This is a genomic window from Aeribacillus sp. FSL K6-2848, assembly GCF_038004325.1.
Lineage (GTDB): Bacteria > Bacillota > Bacilli > Bacillales > Aeribacillaceae > Aeribacillus > Aeribacillus composti.
The window spans coordinates 3,823,391-3,848,563 of sequence record NZ_JBBOQQ010000001.1 but is presented as its reverse complement, the minus strand read 5'-3'; the positions used below and the strand labels follow the sequence as shown (position 1 = coordinate 3,848,563).

At 40.3% G+C, this 25,173-nt stretch carries 21 protein-coding genes and 1 pseudogene; 19 read left to right on the top strand and 3 right to left on the bottom strand.

The features are described from left to right. The first annotated feature begins 4 nt into the window (after nucleotides 1–4). The 11 genes from purM (at nucleotide 5) to NSS70_RS18420 (ending at nucleotide 14,224) form a co-directional block, all read left to right on the top strand. A complete protein-coding gene (gene purM, locus NSS70_RS18470) occupies nucleotides 5–1,045 on the top strand; it encodes a phosphoribosylformylglycinamidine cyclo-ligase (protein WP_130156640.1) in 1,041 nt (346 codons plus the stop codon). Next, on the top strand, nucleotides 1,042–1,623 hold the full coding sequence (purN, locus tag NSS70_RS18465; protein ID WP_066252087.1) for a phosphoribosylglycinamide formyltransferase: 582 nt from the start codon (nucleotides 1,042–1,044) through the stop codon (nucleotides 1,621–1,623). Before purM ends, purN begins: the two co-directional genes overlap by 4 nt. After that, the gene (gene purH, locus NSS70_RS18460; RefSeq protein WP_339210485.1) at nucleotides 1,620–3,158 is read left to right on the top strand and encodes a bifunctional phosphoribosylaminoimidazolecarboxamide formyltransferase/IMP cyclohydrolase; all 1,539 of its coding nucleotides are present in this window, start codon (nucleotides 1,620–1,622) and stop codon (nucleotides 3,156–3,158) included. Before purN ends, purH begins: the two co-directional genes overlap by 4 nt. Nucleotides 3,159–3,176: 18 nt before the next feature. Further along, nucleotides 3,177–4,427, top strand: coding sequence for a phosphoribosylamine--glycine ligase (purD, locus tag NSS70_RS18455; RefSeq protein ID WP_094246367.1), 1,251 nt, complete (start codon nucleotides 3,177–3,179; stop codon nucleotides 4,425–4,427). Nucleotides 4,428–4,799: 372 nt separating this feature from the next. Beyond that, nucleotides 4,800–6,539, top strand: a complete 1,740-nt coding sequence (locus NSS70_RS18450; protein WP_340882222.1) for an adenine deaminase C-terminal domain-containing protein — start codon at nucleotides 4,800–4,802, stop codon at nucleotides 6,537–6,539. Nucleotides 6,540–6,576: 37 nt separating this feature from the next. Continuing rightward, nucleotides 6,577–7,614 (top strand): DUF3048 domain-containing protein, encoded by a 1,038-nt coding sequence (locus NSS70_RS18445; RefSeq protein WP_340882218.1) that lies wholly within the window; start codon nucleotides 6,577–6,579, stop codon nucleotides 7,612–7,614. Nucleotides 7,615–7,617: 3 nt separating this feature from the next. Continuing rightward, a complete protein-coding gene (locus NSS70_RS18440; protein WP_063388817.1) occupies nucleotides 7,618–7,923 on the top strand; it encodes a YerC/YecD family TrpR-related protein in 306 nt (101 codons plus the stop codon). A 209-nt stretch (nucleotides 7,924–8,132) separates the two neighbouring features. Beyond that, entirely contained in the window at nucleotides 8,133–8,819 is a 687-nt protein-coding gene (locus NSS70_RS18435; RefSeq protein ID WP_066250770.1) for a heptaprenylglyceryl phosphate synthase, read from the top strand. Between the two features lie 27 nt (nucleotides 8,820–8,846). Beyond that, on the top strand, nucleotides 8,847–11,027 hold the full coding sequence (pcrA, locus tag NSS70_RS18430; RefSeq protein ID WP_340882215.1) for a DNA helicase PcrA: 2,181 nt from the start codon (nucleotides 8,847–8,849) through the stop codon (nucleotides 11,025–11,027). 26 nt (nucleotides 11,028–11,053) lie between these two features. Next, entirely contained in the window at nucleotides 11,054–13,057 is a 2,004-nt protein-coding gene (ligA, locus tag NSS70_RS18425) for an NAD-dependent DNA ligase LigA (RefSeq protein ID WP_327856604.1), read from the top strand. 15 nt (nucleotides 13,058–13,072) lie between these two features. Beyond that, complete coding sequence (locus tag NSS70_RS18420) at nucleotides 13,073–14,224, top strand: CamS family sex pheromone protein (protein WP_340882213.1); 1,152 nt, start codon at nucleotides 13,073–13,075, stop codon at nucleotides 14,222–14,224. Nucleotides 14,225–14,309: 85 nt separating this feature from the next. On the opposite strand, the gene NSS70_RS18415 is transcribed toward NSS70_RS18420, so the two are convergent. Next, entirely contained in the window at nucleotides 14,310–14,468 is a 159-nt protein-coding gene (locus NSS70_RS18415; RefSeq protein WP_082829587.1) for a YjcZ family sporulation protein, read from the bottom strand. Between the two features lie 273 nt (nucleotides 14,469–14,741). Between NSS70_RS18415 and gatC the strand changes: the two genes are divergently transcribed. The 4 genes from gatC to NSS70_RS18395 all read left to right on the top strand — a co-directional run bounded on the left by gatC (nucleotide 14,742) and on the right by NSS70_RS18395 (nucleotide 19,149). Further along, entirely contained in the window at nucleotides 14,742–15,032 is a 291-nt protein-coding gene (gatC, locus tag NSS70_RS18410; protein WP_063388808.1) for an Asp-tRNA(Asn)/Glu-tRNA(Gln) amidotransferase subunit GatC, read from the top strand. 16 nt (nucleotides 15,033–15,048) lie between these two features. Next, nucleotides 15,049–16,506, top strand: a complete 1,458-nt coding sequence (gene gatA, locus NSS70_RS18405) for an Asp-tRNA(Asn)/Glu-tRNA(Gln) amidotransferase subunit GatA (protein ID WP_066250781.1) — start codon at nucleotides 15,049–15,051, stop codon at nucleotides 16,504–16,506. Between the two features lie 13 nt (nucleotides 16,507–16,519). Beyond that, nucleotides 16,520–17,950, top strand: a complete 1,431-nt coding sequence (gatB, locus tag NSS70_RS18400) for an Asp-tRNA(Asn)/Glu-tRNA(Gln) amidotransferase subunit GatB (RefSeq protein ID WP_144597463.1) — start codon at nucleotides 16,520–16,522, stop codon at nucleotides 17,948–17,950. Nucleotides 17,951–18,219: 269 nt separating this feature from the next. Beyond that, a complete protein-coding gene (locus NSS70_RS18395) occupies nucleotides 18,220–19,149 on the top strand; it encodes a diacylglycerol kinase (RefSeq protein ID WP_327848228.1) in 930 nt (309 codons plus the stop codon). A gap of 197 nt (nucleotides 19,150–19,346) precedes the next feature. On the opposite strand, the gene NSS70_RS18390 is transcribed toward NSS70_RS18395, so the two are convergent. After that, entirely contained in the window at nucleotides 19,347–19,502 is a 156-nt protein-coding gene (locus tag NSS70_RS18390; protein ID WP_082829588.1) for a Fur-regulated basic protein FbpA, read from the bottom strand. A gap of 180 nt (nucleotides 19,503–19,682) precedes the next feature. On the opposite strand from NSS70_RS18390, the gene rlmD reads away from it, so the two are divergent. The 4 genes from rlmD to NSS70_RS18370 all read left to right on the top strand — a co-directional run bounded on the left by rlmD (nucleotide 19,683) and on the right by NSS70_RS18370 (nucleotide 24,592). Continuing rightward, entirely contained in the window at nucleotides 19,683–21,056 is a 1,374-nt protein-coding gene (rlmD, locus tag NSS70_RS18385; protein ID WP_340882211.1) for a 23S rRNA (uracil(1939)-C(5))-methyltransferase RlmD, read from the top strand. Nucleotides 21,057–21,447: 391 nt separating this feature from the next. Continuing rightward, nucleotides 21,448–22,755 (top strand): DNA methyltransferase, encoded by a 1,308-nt coding sequence (locus tag NSS70_RS18380; protein WP_339193444.1) that lies wholly within the window; start codon nucleotides 21,448–21,450, stop codon nucleotides 22,753–22,755. Nucleotides 22,756–22,758: 3 nt separating this feature from the next. After that, a complete protein-coding gene (locus NSS70_RS18375; RefSeq protein ID WP_339193443.1) occupies nucleotides 22,759–23,895 on the top strand; it encodes a DUF262 domain-containing protein in 1,137 nt (378 codons plus the stop codon). Beyond that, the gene (locus NSS70_RS18370) at nucleotides 23,882–24,592 is read left to right on the top strand and encodes an MAE_28990/MAE_18760 family HEPN-like nuclease (RefSeq protein WP_339193441.1); all 711 of its coding nucleotides are present in this window, start codon (nucleotides 23,882–23,884) and stop codon (nucleotides 24,590–24,592) included. Before NSS70_RS18375 ends, NSS70_RS18370 begins: the two co-directional genes overlap by 14 nt. Before the next feature lie 219 nt (nucleotides 24,593–24,811). Here NSS70_RS18370 and NSS70_RS20950 read toward each other — a convergent pair. Beyond that, nucleotides 24,812–25,023, bottom strand: a pseudogene (locus tag NSS70_RS20950) (transposase); the annotation flags it as partial. Nucleotides 25,024–25,173: the final 150 nt, after the last annotated feature.

The following is a 25,173-nucleotide window of genomic DNA, read 5'->3' as shown; positions in this document are numbered from 1 at the left end:
ATTCATGTCCAAAGCGTATAGAGAAGCAGGTGTGGACATTCATGCGGGCTATGAAGCAGTTCGCCGCATGAAAAAGCATGTGGAAAAAACGAAGCGTCCCGGTGTTTTAGGAGGGATCGGCAGTTTTGGCGGAATGTTTGATCTGGCAAGCTTAGGATATAAGGAGCCGGTGCTTGTTTCCGGAACAGACGGAGTGGGAACGAAGCTGAAGCTTGCCTTTATGGCGGATAAACACGATACGATTGGAATAGACGCTGTGGCTATGTGTGTAAACGACATTTTGGCACAAGGTGCGGAGCCGCTTTTTTTCCTGGACTATTTGGGGCTCGGGAAAGCAGACCCTGAAAAAATTGAAAAAATTGTTAAAGGTGTTGCCGATGGCTGCCTGCAGGCGGGTTGTGCGCTCATCGGTGGAGAAACAGCGGAAATGCCCGGCGTATATGATGAAGATGAATACGACATTGCCGGCTTTGCTGTCGGTGTTGTCGAGAAAGAAAACATTGTCACAGGCGAACGGATCAAGCCTGGGCACTTTCTCATCGGCCTTTCATCAAACGGCATCCATTCAAACGGTTATTCACTCGTTCGCAAAGTGCTTTTGGAAGAAAATAAGCTTGATTTACATGAAATATACGAGCCTCTAACCGAAACGCTCGGAGAAGAATTGCTAAAGCCGACAAAAATTTATGTTTCTTCCGTCCTGCCGCTTGTGAAAGCATATAAAGTTGACGGCATGGCCCATATTACCGGAGGAGGGTTTATTGAAAACATCCCGAGAATGCTTCCGGAAGGGCTTGGAGCAGAAATCGATTTCGGTTCATGGCCGATTCATCCGATTTTTACCTTTATTCAACAGCAAGGAAATATCGATTTGTCTGAAATGTTTGAAGTGTTCAATATGGGAATCGGCTTTGTTCTGGCGGTCGAAGAAGATGTTGTTCAGCAGTGCCTCAATGAGCTTGAAAAGCTGGGAGAAAAGGCTTTTCTCATCGGCCGGGTAAAAGAAGGAAGCGGAATTCGGTTGAAAGGAGGGCCTTTTTCATGAAGCGGATCGCGGTGTTTGCATCCGGGAGCGGCTCTAATTTCCAAGCGATTGTAGACCATGTAAAGAGCGGGAAGCTAAAAGCAAATGTGATGCTTTTAGTCTGTGATAAACCCGGTGCTAAAGTGGTGGAGCGGGCAGAAAAAGAGCAGATTCCTGCTTTTGTTTTTGATCCGAAGCAATATGAGTCGAAGGAACAGTTTGAAGAAGATATTTTACAGCAATTGAGGCACTATCAAGTGGACTTTATCGTGCTGGCCGGCTACATGCGTTTAATCGGCCACACTCTTCTTGACGCTTTTGCGGGGAGAATTGTGAATATACATCCTTCCTTGCTTCCTGCATTTCCGGGAAAACATGCAATTGAACAAGCGCTCCGTGCCGGCGTAAAAATTACGGGTGTCACCATCCATTATGTTGATGAAGGAATGGATACAGGCCCGATCATCGCTCAGCGTGCGGTTGAAATCAGCGAAGATGATGATGCTAATACACTTGCAGAGAAAATCCATAAAATCGAGCATTCATTTTATCCTGAAACAATAGGAAAAATTTTAGAAAAATTAGAGGTGAAAGCATGACAATCAGACGGGCAATTGTCAGTGTATCTAATAAAGCAAACATCATTCCGTTTGTGCAAGAGCTTGTCAATCTTGGGATCGAAGTAATCTCCACTGGCGGAACGAAAAAGCTTCTTGAGGAAAATGGAATAGATGTCATTGGAATTCAGGAAGTAACCGGTTTTCCGGAAATTATGGACGGAAGAGTTAAAACGCTGCATCCTGTTATTCACGGGGGGCTGCTTGCGGTTCGCAGCAATGATATCCATATGAAGCAGATGGAGGAAAACGGTATTCAACCGATTGACTTAGTCGTTGTGAATTTATATCCGTTTAAAGAGACAATTGCCAAAGATGGCGTGACTTTTGAGGAAGCGATCGAGAACATTGACATCGGCGGGCCGACGATGCTTCGGGCTGCTGCAAAAAATCACCAAGATGTAGTGGTTGTCGTTGATCCTGAAGATTATCCCGTCATTTTAGCCGAACTGAAAGAGAACGGAGAAGTAAGCATAGAAACAAAACGGAAGTTGGCTGCCAAAGTATTCCGTCATACTGCTGCATACGATGCACTGATTGCGGAATATTTAACAGAGCAGGCAGGAGAAGAAGAGCCTGAATCGATTACTGTGACATTTGAAAGGAAGCAATCCCTTCGTTATGGGGAAAATCCTCACCAACAGGCAACGTTCTATAAAAAGCCGATCACGCCTCCATCATCTATTGCCGAAGCCATCCAGCTCCATGGAAAGGAATTGTCGTATAACAACATTAAAGATGCGGATGCGGCACTTAGCATTGTCAAAGAATTTGATGGACCGGCAGCGGTCGCTGTTAAGCATATGAATCCGTGCGGCGTCGGCGCAGGTGAAACCATTTTTGAAGCTTATAATCGGGCATATGAGGCGGACCCGACTTCAATTTTCGGCGGCATTGTTGCACTGAATCGTGAAGTTGATCAGAAAACGGCTGAAAAAATGAGCGAAATTTTTTTAGAAATTATCATTGCCCCTTCGTTTAGCCAAGAAGCTCTTGAAATATTAACGAAAAAGAAAAATATTCGATTGTTAACGATCGACTTTTCGAAAAAATTCCAACCGGAGAAGCAGCTGACATCTGTTTACGGCGGCCTTCTTGTTCAAGATCAAGATATTTATACGCTCGATGACGCGAACATTTCAATCCCAACAAAAAGACAACCGACTGAACAAGAATGGAAGGACTTAAAGCTTGGTTGGAAAGTCGTGAAGCACGTCAAGTCAAATGCGATTGTTTTGGCAAAAGATGAAATGACCGTTGGTGTTGGTGCAGGCCAAATGAACCGGGTTGGTGCTGCAAAAATTGCGATTGCACAGGCTGGCGAGAAAGCGAAAGGCAGTGCACTTGCATCAGATGCGTTCTTCCCAATGCCTGACACCGTTGAAGAAGCAGCGAAAGCAGGGGTTACAGCAATCATACAACCAGGCGGATCCATTCGCGATGAAGATTCGATAAAAAAAGCGGATGAATACGGAATTGCAATGGTCTTTACTGGAGTCCGTCATTTCAAACATTAAGAAAGGGGATGACTGATGATGAAAGTACTTGTTATTGGAAAAGGGGGCCGTGAGCATGCGATCGCTTGGAAAGCGGCCAAAAGCCCTCTCGTTGAAAAAGTGTATGTCGCGCCTGGCAATGATGGTATGAAAGACGTTGCAATAAGAGTTCCGATTTCAGAAGAACAAACAGACGAATTGATCCAATTTGCCAAAACAAACAACATTGATTTAACCATTGTCGGTCCTGAAATTCCTTTAATGAACGGTATTGTCAACGAATTTGAAGACGCTGGATTAACTGTATTCGGACCGAGGAAAGAAGCGGCAATTATTGAAGGAAGCAAATCATTTGCAAAAAATTTAATGAAAAAATATAACATTCCGACTGCCAATTATGAAACGTTCTCTGATTTTGCCAAAGCGAAGCAATATGTAGAAGAAAAAGGCGCCCCGATTGTGATTAAAGCGGATGGGCTTGCGGCGGGAAAAGGTGTCGTTGTTGCGATGACAAATGAAGAAGCAATTGACACGCTGTCCGGCTATTTAAAGGAAAATAAGCTGGGAGAAGCAGGAAAATCCGTTGTAATTGAAGAATTTTTGACAGGTGAAGAGTTTTCCCTTATGGCTTTCGTAAACGGAGAAAACATTTACCCGATGGTGATTGCGCAGGATCATAAGCGGGCCTTTGACGGAGACAAAGGACCGAATACAGGTGGAATGGGGGCTTATTCTCCTGTCCCGCAAATTTCTGATGATGTTGTTCAAGAGTCTGTAGAGAAAATTTTAAAGCCGGTAGCGAAAGCTTTGAAAAATGAAGGAGCGGCATTTACCGGTATTCTTTATGCCGGCCTCATGCTGACAAAAGACGGCCCGAAGGTGATTGAATTCAATGCGCGTTTTGGAGATCCAGAAACACAGGTAGTTCTTCCTCGACTAAAATCAGACCTTATCGATGTGATGTTGAAAGTGTTAAAAGGAGAACCGGTTGAACTTGAATGGACAGATCAAGCGGTGTTGGGAGTCGTTGTGGCGGCGGAAGGCTATCCGGGCAGCTATAAGAAAGGAACACCGATCGGTTTGTTAAAGGTTGGTGCGGATGCCCTTTTATTCCATGCCGGAACAAAAGAGGAAGGCGGCCAATTTGTAACAGACGGGGGTCGTGTATACCTTGTGGCGTCATTTGGAGATAATTTAAAAAATGCGCAAGAAAAAGTGTACAAGCAATTAAAAGAGCTTGAGACGGAAGGTTTGTTTTATCGTAAAGACATCGGCTATCGCGCACTATAACGAATTTGGATTTCAATATTCCGAACCGATGAATACTAATAAATAAAAGACATATCTACCACATATTTTATAAACCTTTCCAATGGGACAGGAGGTTGTTCCTGTCCTTTTCATTTTATAAAGGAATGTAATCGGCATTTTTGACATAGCTTCTTCTTAAACAACTTCCTATTTTGACCGCTCATTATTAAAAATAAACCAGCGTTTCTTCTATTAGGAAACGATCAATCAAGAAAGCCTCTGCACCGTTATCCCAAGTTCAAAATTTTGTAAGAAACTTTAGTGCTTTAATATTTTTCATATGTTAATATATAAAGTAACAGAGTCACTATTTTGAGTAATTACTTTTAATTGAGGAGGACTGAGCAGATCATGCGATCTGGTGCTTTTTGGAAAGCCCATGAAATTCGTGAACATATAGATGTCGTTTCAAATAGATTAGCACCAACCTTGTGGTTGAAAAATGCAGTATTTTTACATCCATATTTAAACCAGTGGGTGAAGTCAAATATTTGGATTTATAAAGACCGCATTATTTATGTAGGCAATGAGGAGCCGGAAAAAACAGCAAATACGGAAATATTTGATTGCAAAGGACTTTATTTAGTTCCTGGCTATATTGAACCGCACGCCCATCCGTTTCAATTATATAATCCTCATTCGCTTGCACAACATGTATCGCAAACGGGAACTACAACACTAATATGCGATAACCTATTTTTGCTATTACAATTCCCAAAAAAGAAAGCGTTTTCTTTTGTTGAAGATATGCAATCTTCTCCAGTTCAGTTTTTTTGGTGGGCCCGCTATGACTTGCAAACGGAATGCAGAGAAGAAGATCAACGCATTCCGCCAGATGTCGTGAAACAATGGATCGAGCATCCAGCCGTTATTCAAGGAGGAGAATTGACAGGCTGGCCAAAGCTTCTTTTAGGGGATGACTTGTTTTTACACTGGATTCATGAGACAAAAAAGGTCGGGAAGCGTGTAGAAGGCCATTTTCCAGGGGCTTCTCGAAAAACATTGACAAAAATGAAATTATTTGGTGTCGATTCCGATCACGAATCTATTAGCGGAGAAGAAGTATATAATCGATTGTTATGCGGATACAGCGTGCCGCTCCGCTATTCTTCAATACGGCCGGATTTGCCGAAATTGTTGGAAGAGCTGCTTGCATTTGGAGTTAATCGTTTTGACGAAATGTTTTTTACAACGGATGGTTCAACGCCTGCTTTTTATGAAAATGGAATGATTAATCAGACCATTCAAATAGCGCTGGAGGCCGGAATTCCAGAGTTTGAGGCTTATAAAATGGCAACGTACAATGTTGCTAGATATTATATGCTTGATTCAAAATTGGGAGTAATCGGTCCTGGCAGGTTAGCCTCCATAAATTTTCTGGAAGCGAAAAATAACCCGAACCCAGTGGCTGTTTTGGCGAAAGGGAAATGGATTCATAAGGACGGTCAGGTGTTTGATCATTTCCCTCAAGCAGACTGGAACAAATATGAAGTTGCACCGCTTGAACTTGATTGGGATTTGACAATGGATGATCTTCAATTTTCTATGCCGATGGGATTAAAAATGAGAAACACGGTTATTATTGAGCCGTATTCCATCACTATTGACAACTTCGTTGATGAACTTCCGCTAGATCATGACGAAAGCTTCCTCGCTGTCATCGATAAAAAAGGGAAATGGCGGATCAATACAATGTTAAAAGGCTTCGCAAAGGGGATAAAAGGCTTTGCAAGCACTTATTCAACGACTGGAGATGTGGTGTTGATAGGGAAAAACAAACAAGATATGATGCATGCATTTTCCAGATTGAAAGAAATCGGCGGTGGAATAGTATTAACGGAAAATGGCCAAGTGATTTATGAAATGCCTCTTAACATTAACGGCGCTGCGTCATCGAAAGAATTTAAAGAGGTCATTAAGGAAGAAAATGGTTTGGTCCAGATTATGAGAGAAAAGGGCTATAAATTTTTAGACCCGATTCACAGCCTGCTCTTTTTATCTTCCACACATTTACCATATATTCGGATTACACAGGAAGGAATTTATGATGTTATGAAAAAAACAATACTCTTTCCGACAATAATACGTTAAAATATAAAAGGGATAAATTAGTTAAGGTTGTGAATGAATGAAAAGGACATTGATTTTATTTACGATGCTTTTCTTTGTCTTTATAACAGCTTGCACGAATGAAAAAGAAAAAGAGAAAACAAATGACGAACCGTCATCATCTGAAAATCAGCCAATTGAAAAAGAAACAGCCGTAAGCCCTTTGACAGGAAATGCTGCGACCGGAAATATTGACAGCCGCCCAATTGCTGTCACGATTAACAACCATCCGAAAGCGAGGCCTCAATCAGGATTAAATAAAGCGGATATTGTTTACGAGGCTTTAGCTGAAGGCACGATCACGCGCTTTTTAGCCATTTATCAAAGCGAGAAGCCAAAAATTATCGGTCCAGTCAGAAGTGCGCGGGAATATTTTGTCGATTTGAGTAAAGGGTATGAAGCAATTTATATCAGTCACGGCTGGAGTCCCACTGCTAAAGAAATGCTGGAGTCAGAGCATCTAGACTATTTAAACGGTCTGTTTTATGATGGTACGCTGTTTTGGCGGGATTCAACCCGGAAAGCTCCTCATAACTCGTATATTTCTTTTGAAAATGTCGTAAAAGGAGCAAAAGAAAACGGGTATTCAATGACAAAGGAAGTTGCCCCGCTGCCTTTTCTTTCAGATGAAGAAATAAACGGCATTTCTGGAGAAGAAATGTTAGAAGCCGTTGTTTCTTATGGTTCTAAACCGGAATGGCGCATTAAATATGTATTCGATCAGCAGCTAGGCCGCTATAAGCGGTATTCCGGGGACGAACTGACAGTCGATCGCGAAACGGAAGAACCTGTTCTTTTAGACAACATTTTTATTGTCCAAACGGATCATCGTTTTCTTGATGATTACGGTCGCAGAACGATTGATTTAAACTCTGGGGGCGAGGGAATTCTTTTGCAAAAAGGTATGATGAAAAGGGTCGATTGGAAAAATGTGAACGGACGCATCCTTCCTTATGAAAATGAAGAACAAGTAAAATTAGTTCCCGGCCATACTTGGATCAATATCGTGCCAGATTTGGATCAGGCTTTTCAAAATTCAGCTGAGAAAGGAGAATGATGCATGCAAATTGACAAGCTGCGGGGGAGAGAGTTAGACCAATTGTTCCGGGCTATCCTTTCTTTAAGAGATTTGGAAGAATGCTACCGTTTTTTTGATGACCTTTGCACCGTCAATGAAATCCAATCGCTTGCCCAACGGTTTGAAGTTGCAAGAATGCTTCAGGAAGGCTATACGTATCATAAAATTGAAACAGAAACAGGTGCATCGACAGCGACAATCTCCCGGGTAAAGCGGTGCTTGAATTACGGAAATGATGCTTATGCAATGGCGCTTGAAAGAATTAAAGATGACAACGCTTCGTCATAAATTGGGCTGCTGGGTGAAATCAGCAGCTCTTTTTTAGTTTAGAACTTTTAAAACTCTGAAAGGCTTCTTCAACATAGCTTAAAAAAACCCCCTCTCATATTAAAAAAACTCTTTCTAATACATCTACAGACTTTCATTGATTCACCATTTTTTTGTCCTATTATAATTTGATATAATAATGAAATGGTATATGAAATGGAGGATTATGTATGTATGATGTGAACGAGTGGAGACATGTGTTTAAGCTCGATCCGGATAAAGCCATTTCCGATGAACAGCTTGAAAAAATTTGTGAATCAAAAACGGACGCTGTTATCATTGGAGGAAGCGACAATGTAACGGAAGATAATGTTCTTTCTTTGCTTTCGCGGGTGCGGCGTTTTCTCGTTCCATGCGTGCTGGAAGTATCGAATTTAGAATCGATTGTTCCAGGATTTGATTTGTATTTTATTCCGACGGTTTTAAACAGCCGAAATACTACATGGATTACGGAGCTGCATCACCAAGCAATGAAAGAGTTTGGTGACATTATGAACTGGAATGATATTTTAATGGAAGGTTATTGCATTTTAAATGGAGAGTGCAAAGCGGCAAAATTGACCGAAGCAAAGACGGAGCTTAATTTGGATGATATTAAAGCGTATGCGAGAATGGCGGAGAACATGTTTCATCTTCCGCTCTTTTATTTAGAATATAGCGGAACGTACGGCAATGTTGAAGCAGTAAAAGCAGCGAAATCGGTTTTAACGAATACTAGGCTTATTTATGGGGGCGGCATTCAAAATGCTGCGCAAGCAAAAGAAATGGCCGAGCACGCTGACATCATCGTTGTCGGGAATGCCATTTATGAAAATTTACAATCAGCGCTTGAAACCGTCCGCGCTGTCAAAGGGTAAAGAAAGTGAAAATGAGGTGAGTGTTGAATGCATTTTTTGACTGAGCAGCTCCTCTCAGGTTTGAATGAACAGCAGCAAAAAGCGACGAAGCATACGGAAGGTCCTCTTTTAATCATGGCGGGTGCAGGCAGCGGCAAGACAAGGGTTCTCACCCACCGGATCGCTTATTTAATGGCAGAAAAAGGGGTAGCACCTTGGAATATTCTTGCTATTACCTTCACAAATAAAGCAGCGAGGGAAATGAAAGACCGGATTGAACAACTGCTTGGCCCTGGTGCTGAGGAAATATGGATTTCCACTTTTCACTCGATGTGCGTGCGAATCCTTCGCCGAGATATTGACCGGATCGGCGTCAATCGCAATTTTACGATATTGGATACATCAGACCAATTGTCTGTCATCAAAGGGATTTTAAAAGAACGAAACATTGATCCTAAAAAATATGATCCTCGAGCTATTCTCGGCACTATCAGCAGCGCGAAAAACGATCTCATTTCCCCGGAGGAATTTGCTCGTCAAGCAGGAGATGTGTGGGAGCAAATTGTCAGCGATATCTATATCGACTACCAAAAAAAATTGTTGAAAAACCAAGCTCTTGATTTTGATGACCTCATTATGTCAACGATACTGCTTTTTCAACGTGTTCCAGAAGTACTCGAATATTATCAGCGGAAATTTCAATACATTCATGTTGATGAATATCAAGATACAAACCGCGCACAATACACGCTTGTAAAGATGCTGGCATCCCGTTTTCAAAATATTTGTGTTGTCGGCGATTCGGATCAATCGATTTATCGCTGGCGAGGGGCGGACATCGGAAACATTTTATCGTTTGAAAAAGATTATCCGAACGCTAAAGTGATTTTGCTTGAACAAAATTATCGTTCTACCAAGCGTATTTTGCATGCGGCTAATGAAGTCATTAAAAATAATATGAACAGAAAGCCGAAAAATTTATGGACGGAAAACCCTGAGGGGAAAAAAATTATTTACTACCGGGCTGATCACGAAATTGGGGAGGCCCAGTTTGTCGCCAAGCAAATTCAAGAGCTCGTCCAATCGGGCAAAAGAAAACTTTCCGATATTGCTGTATTGTACCGTACAAATGCACAGTCCCGTGTCATAGAGGAAGTGCTGTTAAAATCGAATATTGATTATAAAATTGTCGGCGGCATAAAGTTCTATGACCGGAAAGAAATCAAGGATATTCTTGCATACATGCGTCTAGTGGCAAACCAGAATGATGATATTAGTTTGGTGCGAATCATCAATGTTCCGAAACGGGGCATCGGTGCATCAACCGTTGAAAAAATAATGAATTATGCAGCCCAGCAAGGTATCTCGATGTTTGCTGCTTTAGAAGAAATGGAACATATCGGGGTCAGCACTCGTGCTATGAAAGTGTTGACGGAATTCCGTGAATTGATCCAGCAGCTGTCACAAATGCAAGACTATGTGTCCGTTACTGAGCTTGTGGAAGAGATTCTTGACAGAACCGGCTACAGGGAGATGCTTAAGCAGGAAAAAACATTGGAAGCCCAAGGTCGTTTAGAGAACATTGATGAATTTTTATCTGTAACTCAAAACTTTGAAAAGCAAAATGAGGACAAAAGCCTTGTCGCCTTTTTAACGGATTTGGCCTTGATTGCGGACATTGACCGCATTGATGAAGAGCAATCGGAGCAGAAAGATTCCGTGTTATTGATGACGATCCATTCGGCAAAAGGTTTAGAGTTTCCGGTTGTATTTATGATCGGGATGGAAGAAGGTGTATTTCCTCACAACCGAGCCTTGATGGAAGAGGCGGAAATGGAGGAAGAGCGCCGGCTGGCATACGTCGGGATAACGCGGGCAGAGGAAGAATTGTATGTAACAAATGCGAAAATGAGGACCCTTTTTGGAAGAACAAACATGAACCCGGAATCTCGTTTTATTGAAGAGATGCCGAAAGAGGTTTTAGAAGACTTAAATGAAAAGAAATCTCCAAAGCCGAAACTAAATAGAACAATCGGAGCGAAATCAACGGGAGGAGATGTAAAGGCTTGGTCAGTAGGTGATAAAGCCGTGCACGGAAAATGGGGTGTCGGTGTTGTCGTCCGAGTGAAAGGCGATGGGGAGGATCAAGAACTTGACGTGGCATTTCCAAGTCCTGTCGGCATAAAACGGTTGCTTGCTAAATTTGCACCAATTGAAAAAGTACAGTAACTATTTGAAGGAAGGAATTGACACATATGGACAAACGTACGGCAGAAAACCGTGTAAAAGAATTGCACAAGCTTTTGAATCAATATAATTATGAATATCACGTTCTTGACAATCCGTCTGTTCCTGACGCAGAGTATGACCGCCTCATGAGAGAACTAATAGAACTTGAAGAAAAATATCCAGAGCTGAAAACCCCTGATTCTCCCTCCCAGCGGGTGGGGGGCGCTGTTTTAGATGCTTTCCGAAAAGTGGCGCACCGCGTGCCGATGCTGAGTTTGGCAAACGCTTTTAATGAGCAGGACTTGCGTGACTTTGACAGGCGAGTCCGCCAAGCAGTTGGGGATGTCGAATATGTAGTGGAGCTGAAAATTGACGGGCTTGCGGTTTCCCTTCGATATGAAAACGGCCTGTTTGTACAAGGATCAACACGAGGAGACGGCACGACGGGGGAAGATATCACGGAAAATTTAAAAACGATCCGCTCGATCCCTTTGAGACTAAAGAAAAATTTATCGATGGAAGTGCGCGGGGAAGCATTTATGCCGAAAGCATCATTTGAGAAATTAAATGAGGAGCGCATTGCAAAAGGGGAAGTTCCGTTTGCCAATCCGAGAAACGCTGCGGCTGGTTCCTTGCGCCAGCTAGACCCAAAAATTGCCGCGAAACGAAATTTAGATATTTTCGTCTATAACATAGCAGAGCTTGGCGATACCGGAGTGTCTTCTCATAGTGAAGCATTGGACTTGCTTGATGAACTCGGCTTTAAAACAAATCGTGAACGCAGAAAATGCAAAAACATCGACGAAGTGATCGAGCTGCTTGATCAATTGTTGGAAAAGCGCTCTCAGCTTCCGTATGATATTGACGGAGTTGTAATTAAGGTTGATAGTTTGCGTCAGCAGGAAGCGCTGGGGGCAACTGCGAAAAGCCCGAGATGGGCGATTGCCTATAAGTTTCCGGCAGAAGAGGTGGTGACGAAGCTGCTGGATATTGAACTCGCTGTCGGACGCACCGGCGTCATTACCCCAACAGCGATCTTAGAGCCTGTAAAGGTTGCCGGGACAACCGTCAAACGAGCTTCCCTTCATAATGAAGATTTGATTCGGGAAAAAGATATTAAGCTTGGGGACTTCGTCGTCGTGAAAAAAGCCGGGGACATCATTCCTGAAATTGTAAATGTTCTTGTTGACAGAAGAACAGGCAATGAACAGGATTTTCGGATGCCTTCGCACTGTCCTGAATGCAATAGCGAGCTGGTCCGGTTGGAAGGAGAAGTTGCGCTTAGATGCATTAATCCAAAATGTCCGGCGCAAATTCGCGAAGGGCTCATCCATTTTGTTTCCCGAAATGCGATGAATATTGAAGGACTAGGGGAGCGCGTCATCACCCAATTGTTTAAAGAAGGCTTGATTCAAGATGTAGCGGATTTATACAAATTAACAAAACCCCAATTGCTTCAGCTTGAACGGATGGGTGAAAAATCAACGGATAATTTGTTGCACGCGATTGAACGGTCGAAGGAAAATTCGCTGGAGCGCCTTTTATTCGGTTTAGGCATTCGCTATGTTGGGGAAAAAGCCGCCAAGATTTTAGCAGAGCATTTTGAAACAATGGATCGGCTGCAAAGCGCGACAAGAGAACAATTAATCAACATACCGGAAATCGGAGAAAAAATGGCTGATTCCATCGCTACTTTTTTTGAACAGCCTGAAGTAAAAGAATTGATTGAAGAATTAAAGTCGTTCGGCGTCAATATGACGTATAAAGGTCCGAAACGGACAAATTCAGATGAAGGGGATTCGTATTTTGCCGGTAAGACAATCGTTTTAACAGGGAAGCTTGCTGAAATGTCCCGCAATGAAGCAAAAGAACAAATTGAAGCAAGAGGCGGAAAAGTTACTGGCAGTGTGAGCAAAAAAACAGATCTTGTAATCGCTGGTGAAGATGCCGGCAGCAAGCTTGCAAAAGCTCGCGAATTAAACATAGAGGTTTGGGATGAGTCTCGTTTACTTGAAGAACTAAGGAAATAGGAGAGGGAAGGTACCTTGAAAAAACTTTTGATCATAGCGGCAGCGTGCATGGCTGTGCTCAGTGCATGCTCGCAGGACATTGGAGAACCGGAGCAAATTGTACAAGAGACGGAAGAATCAACGGAAGAAAAAGCAATTATACCGAAATACAGAATTTCGGAAGATTATTATAAGATGCTCGTGCCTTTTAAAACGAGTGAAGCGCGAGGGCTTGTGGCAAGCAATCTCAATACAAGATTTGATGTTGATGAATTTGAAACTGGTCTTATGCGGATGGCCAGCGACAAGTTTCCAACGGATAAATATGTGTTTCAAGAAGGACAATATTTAGACAAAAAAACTGTCCAAAACTGGCTTAGCCGCAAGCTGGAAGGAAAAGATTTGGAAGAAGCGAAAAAAAAGGATAAATCTTTCAAAAATGAAGGTTTAAATCCGCCAGAAAGCTCCGAAAAAAGCCCCATTTATGTAACGCATATACTTGAACATAATTACCTTGTAAAAAAAGATGAAAAAACACTTGAGCTTGGCGGAGTGTCAATCGGTTTGGCCTTGAATTCTGTTTATTATTACCGCACGGAAGACGGCATCCAAAAAGAAAATAAAATAGACAAGGCCACCATTGAAAAGAAAGGGAAGGAAATCGCACAAGTGGTTGTGAAGAGGCTTCGAGATATAGAAGGATTAGAAAAAGTGCCGATTGTCGTTTCCCTTTACGAACAAGCGCCTAAATCTTCGATTGTTCCAGGGCACTTTTTTGCAAGAACAATCGTTGATGGTGGAAGCGAAAATATCGGAAAGTGGGAAAATATTAACGAAGAGTATTACTTTTTCCCATCTGAAGAGGGAACAAAGAAAAAACCGGACGATGCCAACACATTTAAACGTTTGAAAGGTGATATTGAAGACTTTTTCCCTAACTACACAGGTATCATTGGGAAAGCTTTTTATCAAGACGGTGAAATGAAGCAAATGAAAATAGAAATACCGGTTCAGTTTTACGGTAAAACAGAAGTCATCGCCTTTACACAATTTTTAACTGGGAAAGTTGTGGAATATTACAAAGACTATATTTCTCTGGAAGTGACCATCAACTCTTCAAGAGGTCCGGAAGCGCTCATCGTTAGAGAGCCAGGACAGGAAAAACCAACAGTTCATGTTTTTCAATAAAAAAAACAGGTGATTTCAAAAAGGGGGGATTTTGAAATCACCTTTATATTGATCGTTTTTTGGCGGGCATTTGGTTAAACGGTGTTTACCACTTTACAAAAGCAGTACCGACAATGATCAACAAAATGAACAATACTACTATAAGGGCAAATCCGCCGCCGTGTCCGAATCCACCACCGTACCCGAATCCGCCGTCATATCCTCCGTAACCGTAGCCTTGACAAGAACCGAATCCAAAACTCATGTTTTTCACCTCCGAATAATGTACCGTACAATATTTTTATATTCACGAATGAATAAAACGTTTGGACGAATGTACCTATATTTGAATTTTTGGCTGAAGTCCTTCGACGTTTTGAAAATTACATATGAAAAGAAAATCATCTGTAAGAGGGGCTTTTTTCAGCCTGCCTTCGTGCAATATTGTTTCAACATTTCGGGGGTGTTGCTTTATCTGGCTAAAATTTGATATTATCAGAGTATTGCAGTGTGTTCGAAAAAGTGGAGGTGAATTGGGATGTCACGCATTTCGAAAGAACAAGTAAAACATGTTGCGCATCTTGCCCGCTTGGCAATTACGGAAGAGGAAGCAGAGATGTTTACCAATCAGCTTGACGCGATTATAACGTTTGCTGAGCAGTTAAATGAATTGGATACGGAGAACGTTCAACCAACTTCCCACGTTTTGGATATGAAAAATGTCATGCGCGAAGATCAACCTGAGCCGGGTCTTCCACGGGAAGTTGCGTTGAAAAATGCTCCTGACCAAAAAGACGGACAATTCCGCGTACCAGCCATTCTTGAGTAAGGAGGACGAAGCGAACATGGCTCTGTTTGATCATAAAATATCTGAATTAAAACAAATGCTGCACCGAAAAGAAATTTCCGTCTCCGATCTTGTCGACGAGTCTTACAAGCGCATTCAAGAAGTCGACGGAAAGGTAGAAGCTTTCTTAACCCTCGATGAAGAACGAGCCCGGGAAAAAGCAAAACAACTGGATAATGAAATAGGAAAAAAAGATACATACGGTTTATTGTTTGGCATGCCGATAGGGATTAAAGATAACATTGTGACAAAGGATTTACGCACAACCTGTGCAAGCAAAATTCTTGAAAACTTTGACCCAATTTATGATGCAACGGTTATGCGCAAGCTGGAAGAAGCTGAAGCGATTACGATCGGCAAATTAAACATGGATGAGTTTGCGATGGGATCATCCACTGAAACGTCCGCATTTAAAAAGACGAAAAACCCATGGAATTTAGAAGCGGTTCCGGGCGGTTCCAGCGGCGGCAGCGCAGCGGCTGTCAGCGCAGGAGAAGTTCCGTTTGCACTAGGCTCTGATACAGGCGGCTCGATTCGCCAGCCGGCAGCATTCTGCGGGGTTGTTGGCTTGAAGCCTACATATGGACGAGTCTCCCGTTTCGGATTAGTCGCATTCGCGTCTTCATTAGATCAAATCGGACCGATAACAAGAACTGTTGAAGACAACGCTTACCTTCTTCAAGTCATTTCAGGTCTTGATCCAATGGATTCCACAAGTGCAAATGTGGAAGTTCCTGATTATATATCCGCTTTAACTGGAGATATTAAAGGGCTGAAAATTGCGGTTCCGAAAGAGTATTTAGGTGAAGGGGTAAGCCGTGAGTCGCGCGAGTCCGTACTGGCTGCTTTAAAAGTACTCGAAGGATTGGGCGCAGAATGGGAAGAAGTATCTTTGCCGCATTCCAAATACGGTATTGCTACATATTATTTGCTTGCCTCATCCGAAGCATCTGCGAATCTCGCCCGTTTTGACGGAGTCCGCTACGGCTATCGCTCCGACAACGCTGAAACCTTGATCGATATGTATAAACAAACACGCGCGGAAGGCTTTGGAAATGAGGTAAAACGCCGCATTATGCTCGGTACATTTGCATTAAGCTCTGGATATTATGATGCTTATTACAAAAAAGCGCAGCAAGTGCGCACGCTTATTAAGAAAGATTTTGAAGACGTTTTTGAAAAATATGACGTCATCATCGGACCGACAACCCCGACTCCAGCATTTAAAATCGGCGAAAAAATTGACGATCCACTCACGATGTATGCGAACGATATTTTAACAATCAATGTGAACCTTGCCGGAGTTCCTGCTATTTCCGTACCTTGCGGATTTGCCAACGGCCTGCCGCTGGGATTGCAAATCATCGGCAAGCATTTTGACGAGAGCACCGTTTATCGCGTTGCCCATGCATACGAACAAGCAACAGACTTCCATAAACAAAAACCGGAACTGTAAGGGGTGAGAACTAATGAACTTTGAAACGGTCATCGGACTTGAAGTACATGTGGAATTGAAAACGAAATCGAAAATCTTTTCAAGTGCACCAAACGCTTTCGGTGCTGAACCAAATACAAACACAACGGTCATTGACCTCGGATACCCGGGAGTTTTGCCCGTTTTAAATAAAGAAGCCGTTGAATTCGCAATGAAAGCTGCGATGGCATTGAACTGCGAAGTGGCTACTTATACAAAGTTTGACCGGAAAAACTATTTTTATCCGGACAACCCGAAAGCATATCAAATTTCCCAATATGATCAGCCAATCGGTCAAAACGGCTGGATTGAAATTGAAGTGAACGGAAAGAAAAAGAAAATCGGCATTACGCGCCTTCATTTAGAAGAGGATGCTGGCAAATTGACGCATACTGGCGACGGCTATTCTCTTGTAGACTTTAACCGTCAAGGAACACCGCTGATTGAAATTGTATCAGAGCCGGACATCCGCTCACCTGAAGAAGCCTATGCATATTTGGAAAAATTAAAATCGATTATTCAATATACTGGCGTATCCGACTGTAAAATGGAAGAAGGATCTCTTCGCTGCGACGCAAACATTTCGCTCCGCCCGATCGGACAAAAAGAATTTGGCACAAAAACAGAATTGAAAAACTTAAACTCATTTAACTTTGTGCGCAAAGGGCTCGAATATGAAGAAAAACGTCAGGCGGAAGTGCTTTTATCCGGCGGCGTCATTCAACAAGAAACACGCCGTTTTGATGAGGCTACAGGGAAAACGATTTTAATGCGCGTTAAAGAAGGATCAGACGATTATCGTTATTTTCCTGAACCTGATTTAGTCACTCTTTACATTGATGATGAGTGGAAAGAAAGAGTCCGGTCATCGATTCCGGAGCTGCCGGATGCGCGCCAAAAACGATATGTTGAAGAGCTTGGACTACCAGCGTATGATGCTAAAGTGCTGACAATGACGAAAGAAATGTCTGATTTCTTTGAAGCAACAGTTAAAGCCGGAGCTGATGCGAAACAAGCTTCTAACTGGCTGATGGGAGAAGTATCAGCATATTTAAATGCAGAGCAAAAAGAGTTGTCTGAAGTGGCGCTCACCCCGGAAAGTCTTGCAGGAATGATCAAGCTGATCGAAAATGGAACCATCTCCTCCAAAATCGCGAAAAAAGTGTTCAAAGAGCTGATTGAAAAAGGTGGAGACCCTGAAAAAATCGTGAAAGAAAAAGGGCTTGTTCAAATTTCTGATGAAGGTGCCATCTTAAAGCTTGTAATCGAAACATTGGATGAAAATGAGCAATCGGTTATCGACTTTAAAAACGGAAAAGATAAAGCGATTGGCTTTCTAGTCGGTCAAATTATGAAAAAAACGAAGGGGCAAGCCAACCCGCAATTAGTAAACAAATTGTTATTACAAGAAATAAAGAAACGATAATTTTAATAGACGCTCAGCTTAGCAGCTGGGTGTTTTATTTATAGTAAAATGGAAATAAAACCCATCCATGAATTTTTGAAGCTGGAATTTGAAAAAAGTGTTTAAATGGCGAACAGTTTTATCAAAATAAAAATAGAATAAACGTTTATTGACAAAAATAGTATAAATGAACACAAATGATAGAAAAAACTTGTTTGTTTTGGCAAAAAGGAATAATCTATTAATGATTCTATTTTTACAATAGAAATGGATAGTATAGGATGATGTGAATGAAACGCGCAAGAATCATTTATAACCCCACATCTGGTCGAGAGGCTTTCAAAAAACAGCTCCCTGAAGTTCTTGCTAAATTTGAAGAGGCCGGCTATGAAACATCGTGCCATGCTACTACCGGTGAAGGAGATGCGACAAATGCAGCGAAACAGGCTGCTGAACGCGGGTTTGACCTCATAATCGCTGCGGGTGGAGACGGTACGGTGAACGAAGTTGTGAACGGGCTCGCAGTCATGGAAAATCGTCCGACGCTCGGAATCATCCCCGTCGGAACTACAAACGATTTTGCCCGTGCAATCGGCATTCCCCGCGACAATATTTTGCACGCAGTCGATACGCTGCTGAACGGCGTAAAAAGGAAAATAGACATTGGAAAAGTGAATGACCAATATTTTATTAATATTGCCGGCGGCGGAAAATTAACAGAGCTTACTTATGACGTTCCAAGCAAATTAAAGACCGTTTTAGGGCAGCTTGCTTATTATTTAAAGGGGATTGAAATGCTCCCTTCCATCCATCCGACAGAAGTGGAAATTGAATATGATGGCAAGCTGTTTCAAGGAGAGATCATGCTTTTTTTAATCAGCTTGACAAATTCGGTCGGAGGGTTTGAAAAGCTGGCTCCAGACTCAATTTTAAATGATGGCATGTTTGATTTACTGATTTTGAAAAAAGTCAGCCTCGCGGAGTTTATTCGCCTTGCCAGCTTGGCGTTAAAAGGCGAGCATATTCACAGTGAAAATGTAATTTATACAAAAGCCAATCGGATAAAAGTAAAGACAGAAGACAAAATGCAGTTAAACTTGGACGGCGAATACGGAGGACTCCTGCCTGCTGAATTTGAAAACTTGTATCAATATATTGAGATCATCATGTCGAAAGAAAAAGCAGAAAAAAACGCGCCAATTGAAAAGAGCAGCGAATAGGCTGCTCTTTACCGTTTTTGAATAGATGAAATGCGGCTCCCCGCGCTAATTTCAACGATTTATATGACTTGTCTGCAACATTTTGCTTAAAAAAAACCACTGCAAAAGCTTTGCAGGCAGCTTGTTAAACAAAATGTAATGAAAGAAAGGTGCAGCTGTTTTTACAGCCTTGCTTTCAAGTTGGAAAAACGAAATTTTTATTTTCCATAATGGTAATGATCGCTTTCAATTTTATTGACAAGTTTTAACAACTCAATGACGTTCAATTCATATAATTGTTGTCCATCTTCCCCTTTGTAAACACCGTTGGCAATAAGCTGTTCGATGAGTGACTCTTTAAAACTTTGATCCATGTAAATTCACTCCTTCAGCTAATATAGACGCTTTTTCATCAACCAATGTTACGTGCCGCCCTTTTATATTTTCATTACAATAGTATTTCCTATTATGACAATAATAAAATCACTTGGGTCATTTTTGCGGTTATGATACAATTTTTTCAGTTCATTCTGATCAAAAAGGAAGAAAACAACATGGAAGCACCAGTGAAGAAAAATGATTATTACGATGTATTGTTTGAAGATTTAACACATGACGGGGCAGGAGTAGCCAAAATCAACGGCTTTCCTTTATTTGTCCCGAATGCTTTGCCTGGAGAAAAGGGAACAGTCAAAGTTGTCAAAGTAAAAAAAGGCTATGGATACGGACGTCTCATGAAATTATCGGAAACAAGCCCCGATCGGGCAGATGCGCCTTGTCCTATATACAAACAATGCGGAGGCTGCCAGCTTCAGCATGTAAGCTATGACGGCCAACTGCGCCATAAGCAAAAAATAGTAAAAGAAACGCTTGCCCGCATCGGAAAAGTGGATGTAGAAAAAGTCACGGTTCATCCAACGATCGGAATGAGCGATCCTTGGAATTATCGAAATAAAGCACAGGTTCCAATCGGGGAGCGGGAAGGCGCTCTGATTGCAGGCTTTTATCAACAAAGAACGCACGAAATTATCGATATGGAGAGATGTCTCATTCAGCAGACGGAAAACGATCGAATTGTCCGAGAAGTTAAAGCGATATTGAACCGCTATCACATCCGGGCTTACAACGAACAAGCCCATCAAGGATGGCTGCGCCATATCGTTGTCCGCTACGGGTATCAAACAAAGCAAGCGATGCTTGTTTTCGTTACCCGAACAGCTGATTTTCCACATAAAAAGAAAATTTTAGCTGAAATTACCGCTAAATTTCCAAACATTCGATCGATTGTCCAAAACATAAACCCGAAACGGACAAACGTCATATTTGGCGAAGAAACAAAGCTGCTTTCGGGTTTGGAATATATATATGATTATATCGGATCAATTAAGTTTGCCATTTCCGCACGATCTTTTTACCAAGTGAACCCTGAACAGACGAAGGTGCTTTACGAAAAAGCGTTAGAATACGCCGAACTTACAGGAGAAGAAACGGTCATCGACGCCTATTGCGGGATCGGAACGATTTCACTCTTCCTTGCGCAAAAAGCTAAAAAAGTGTACGGCGTGGAAATTGTGCCCGATGCCATTGAAGATGCCAAACGAAATGCAAAACTAAACGGCATCGAGAACGTTGAATTTGCCGTCGGTCAAGCAGAGGAGATCATGCCCAAATGGCATGCACAAGGAATTCGCGCAGACGTCATCGTCGTGGATCCTCCTCGAAAAGGCTGCGATCATTCACTGCTTCAAACAATTATAGCAATGAAACCAAAAAAAGTCGTCTACGTCTCCTGCAACCCGGCGACATTAGCGCGCGACATTGCCATCCTAGAACAAGGCGGCTACGAAACAAAAGAAGTCCAGCCAGTCGACATGTTTCCGCATACGGCGCATGTGGAGTGCTGTGCGTTGCTCGTAAAAAAGCTATAACTTTAAAATAAACATTTGTGATTGAAAATAAAATTTTGCGAAAAAACAGGAAGACAGGGGAGAAGGGGAAATCCTTCTCCTTCAAGCTTTGAACCCACTTTTTTTAGCAAGACTTTTATTTTTTATTTGCGAAAAAATCGAAGAATAGGTGTTATGGAAAGAATTGGTTTTTATATCAAACAGAAAATTTGGATTTAGCAAATTTTATCGAACAAAAAATTGAAGTATACATAGTGGATGAAGTGTCTTTAACAAGTATGATTAGGACTTTTTTATTTTAGGGTAAATTGATGAAGAACTTTATGATAAATATAATGAAGGAATCTTATGTTAATTACGCGTTATAATAGTGTAAACAATATTTTTATAGAAAAGACATAAGGATGAGGTTATGATGTTATTGGGAGTGTCTAACAATCCTAAGAGAGATTTTTTGTACAAATTTGGGAAAACAGCGTGGTATGAGTATTATGCAGGATATTCACCTCGATTTGTTAAAAATATTTTAGATATCCTTAATCTACAAGAAGGGGATATTATATTAGATCCTTGGAACGGAAGTGGAACAACAACTCAAGTTGCGGCAGAAAATAAATATTATTCGATAGGATTTGATATTAATCCTATTATGGTAATAGTTTCAAAGGCGAGGTGCGTTAATAGAAATTCTATACCAAAGTTATTAATGATATGTGAAAAAATAATAAAGAAAGCAAAATACTATTGGAAGTATCCTTGGATTTCGCCTGAACCACTAGAAATTTGGCTAACACCAAAGAGTGCAAAAGTGTTTAGAAATATTGAAAGAGCGATTCAACAGATTGCATGTGATAAAGATGAATATTTGATAATTTTTTATGAAGAGAGTTTGGAATCTATAAACAGTGTGGCTGCCTTTTTTTATGTTGCATTATTTAGAGCCTTGAAAAAATTTTTGGAAAAATTTAGATCATCTAACCCTACTTGGATTAAGAAACCAAAATCTCCAGAGGAAAGGGTTGATTTAAAAAAAGAGGATATTTTTAGGGAGTTCCAATATCAAGTTGAATTTATGATAAATCAATTTGAACATGAATCAGATTGTTATGTTGATTTAGAACGCTTAACGAAAATAGATATAGCATCATCGGATAATATTCCTCTTAAAGATAATGAAATAGATGCAGTCATTACCTCTCCACCATATTGTACAAGAATTGATTATGCTGTTTTAACTAGTTTAGAATTAGCTCTTATAGGATGTCCAATTGAGGAAATGGAGAAATTAAGGAAAAGAATGATTGGATCACCTGTCATTAATGAAAGTATTCCAACATTAAATAGTAATTGGGGAAAAACATGCCTTGAAACATTATCAAAAATTAGTAGCCATAATTCCAAAGCATCAAAAACTTATTATTACAAAACATATTTGCAATATTTTGATTCAATTTATAAGTCGATTGTAGAAATTAATCGTGTGTTGAAGCGAAATGGATATGGTGTCTTTGTTGTTCAAGACTCATATTATAAGGATGTACATGTTAACTTACCACAAATTATAATTGAAATGACAAAAGGTTTAGGATGGACTCAATATTGTAAAGAGGATTTTGAATCGAAAGTTTCAATGGCAGAAATAAATCCAAAAATCAGAAAATATAGAGTAAATACTAAAAGTGTGGAAAGTGTCATTATATTTAAAAAAACGAGGGGATGAAAAGTGGAAAAATCTCGAATTACAGATAATGAACTTATAGAAATTGTTGATTCTAAGATAAAAAAAGTCAGAACGAGAAGTTTAGATTTGTCATTTAATGAGTTGTTAGACATGTACGAAAATGGTGAACTTATAATAGACCCTGATTATCAGAGATTATTCCGTTGGTCTGAAGAAAAACAATCTCGCTTTATAGAATCTCTAATTTTAGAAATGCCTATCCCACCAATATATGTAATTGAGAGAGAAGAAGGAGTATATGAACTAATAGATGGTTTACAAAGGATATCTTCTTATTTACATTTTCGAGGTTCATTAAAAACTAAGAAAAACCAATATTTAACATTAACTGGGTGCGATATAGTTAATCAATTAGATGGCTACACATATAATGATTTGCCAAAGCCACTTCAAATAAAACTAAAAAGGAATTTTGTACGTGTTGAAATTATTAGAAGAGAAAGTGACCAGAGATTACGCTATTATATGTTTAAAAGGTTAAATACAGGTGGGGAACTTTTAAGTGAACAAGAAATAAGAAATTGTACTATTAGGTTGTTAGACGATAAATTTAATGAGTTTATTATTGAATTAAGCAAAAATGAAGATTTTGTAAATTGTATATCCAATTTATCTGATGAAAAGAAAGATCAAAAATATGATGAAGAATTAGTGTTACGATTTTTTGCCTTTAAAAATTATCGCCATAAATATCGACATGATGTCGGATCCTTTATGACGGATTATATGGAAGGGGTCTCTTATAAGAAAGGCGAAGAGGGACATATAGAATTTGACTATGATAAGGAAAGAGAAATTTTTAATAAAACTTTTAAAGTACTTAATTTAACTTTGGGAGAATATGTTTTTTCTAGAACGAATAACAATGGAAAATTTATATCTTCTTTTTCTCCTTATCATTTTGAAGCTTTTACTTTAGGAATACAAAAATATTTAGACCAAATTAATTATGATAATGAATTTATCGAAAAATTAAAAAATGAATTTATTGAAATAAAAAATGATAGTAATTTTAAAGCATTAACAACAGGAGGAGGTAAAAATACCCCTAATCAATTAGCGCAAAGAATTAAGTTTGTTGAGGATCGGGTAGGTGCACTAATAAATGAGAGAAATTGATTTAATTGATATCCGTTCTCAACTTGAAGAGGAAATGACATGGAGAAGTAATGAGATTAGATTATTACGTAATCAGCTTGCTTATATAGAAGATGATGAAGATAAAAAAAGATATAGAAAAGCATTAGTTGTTATGCTTTATTCACATTATGAAGGGTTTTGCAGAACAGCTTTTCTAATTTATGTAGATGCTATCAATAAAGCGAAAGTCCTACGCAAAGCAGCTAATGATTATATAGTTGCATGTTCTTTTGCAGAAGAATTTCAAGCTTATGAGGATGCTAGTAGAAAGCCTGAAATTTATAGGAAAATTTTTGGAAATAAATTACCTGACGATACAAAATTACATTCTTATGCCCGTCAAGTGGATTTTATTTCTAATATGCATTCTTTTTTAGATAAGCCGGTAACTATACCTGATACGGTTGTAGATACAGAATCTAATCTTTGGCCTGTTGTTTTAAAAAAGATATTATTTAGATTGGGTTTGCCATATGATGCTTTTAAAGAATATGAAGGCCAAATTTCAATGTTATTGAATAGGCGTAATGGAATTGCACATGGTCGTGATAAAGAAGGGTTTGATGAAAACACATATTCAGAAATTGAAAAGGCAACTTTTGAAGTAATGAAAGCAGTTATTGAAGTTATAATGAGTGCTTTAAAAGAAAAAAGATATTTAAAAGAAAGTTGCTAATTAAGTAAAGTGGCACTGGTAAATCGACAGAAGTAAAAAAGTTAATTAAGCATCCTGAGTATTGTATGTTCATAATCTATTTTTTTAATCAAATCCTAATATTATTAAAATTCCTTTTATTTAATTCCAACAGCCAGCTGGTCCGTTTGCATGTTTGGAGCATGAAGAATCCCGCGAATCTCCCTCAAGCAAAGCATCCTGTATATACTTTGGTGTGGCGGTGGAGAGCTCTCCATCTCTTGTGAGTGGAAAGATGTACGAGGTCAACGTCTTACTCGGGTCGTCAACTGACGTGGATACGAAGTTTCAATCGCCTTTTCGTTCTTCTATGTGTTCATAAGGTGCGTCTCTAGCTGCTCTTCTACTTGCGCCTCGAGAATTTGATTCAGGACTGGTTCCGGCGAATTGGTTAATCCCTCATCTCTGGTCATAACTCATACCAAAATTAACAATTTATAGTAATATGACATAGAGCCACTGTTACTTTCCTCTTTATGTTTGCTGTTTATTCTATACAAAGAGGGAACAACATGGCTCTTTTTCTATTTTCTTTTTTACACAATGACGAACTTAATTTTGAC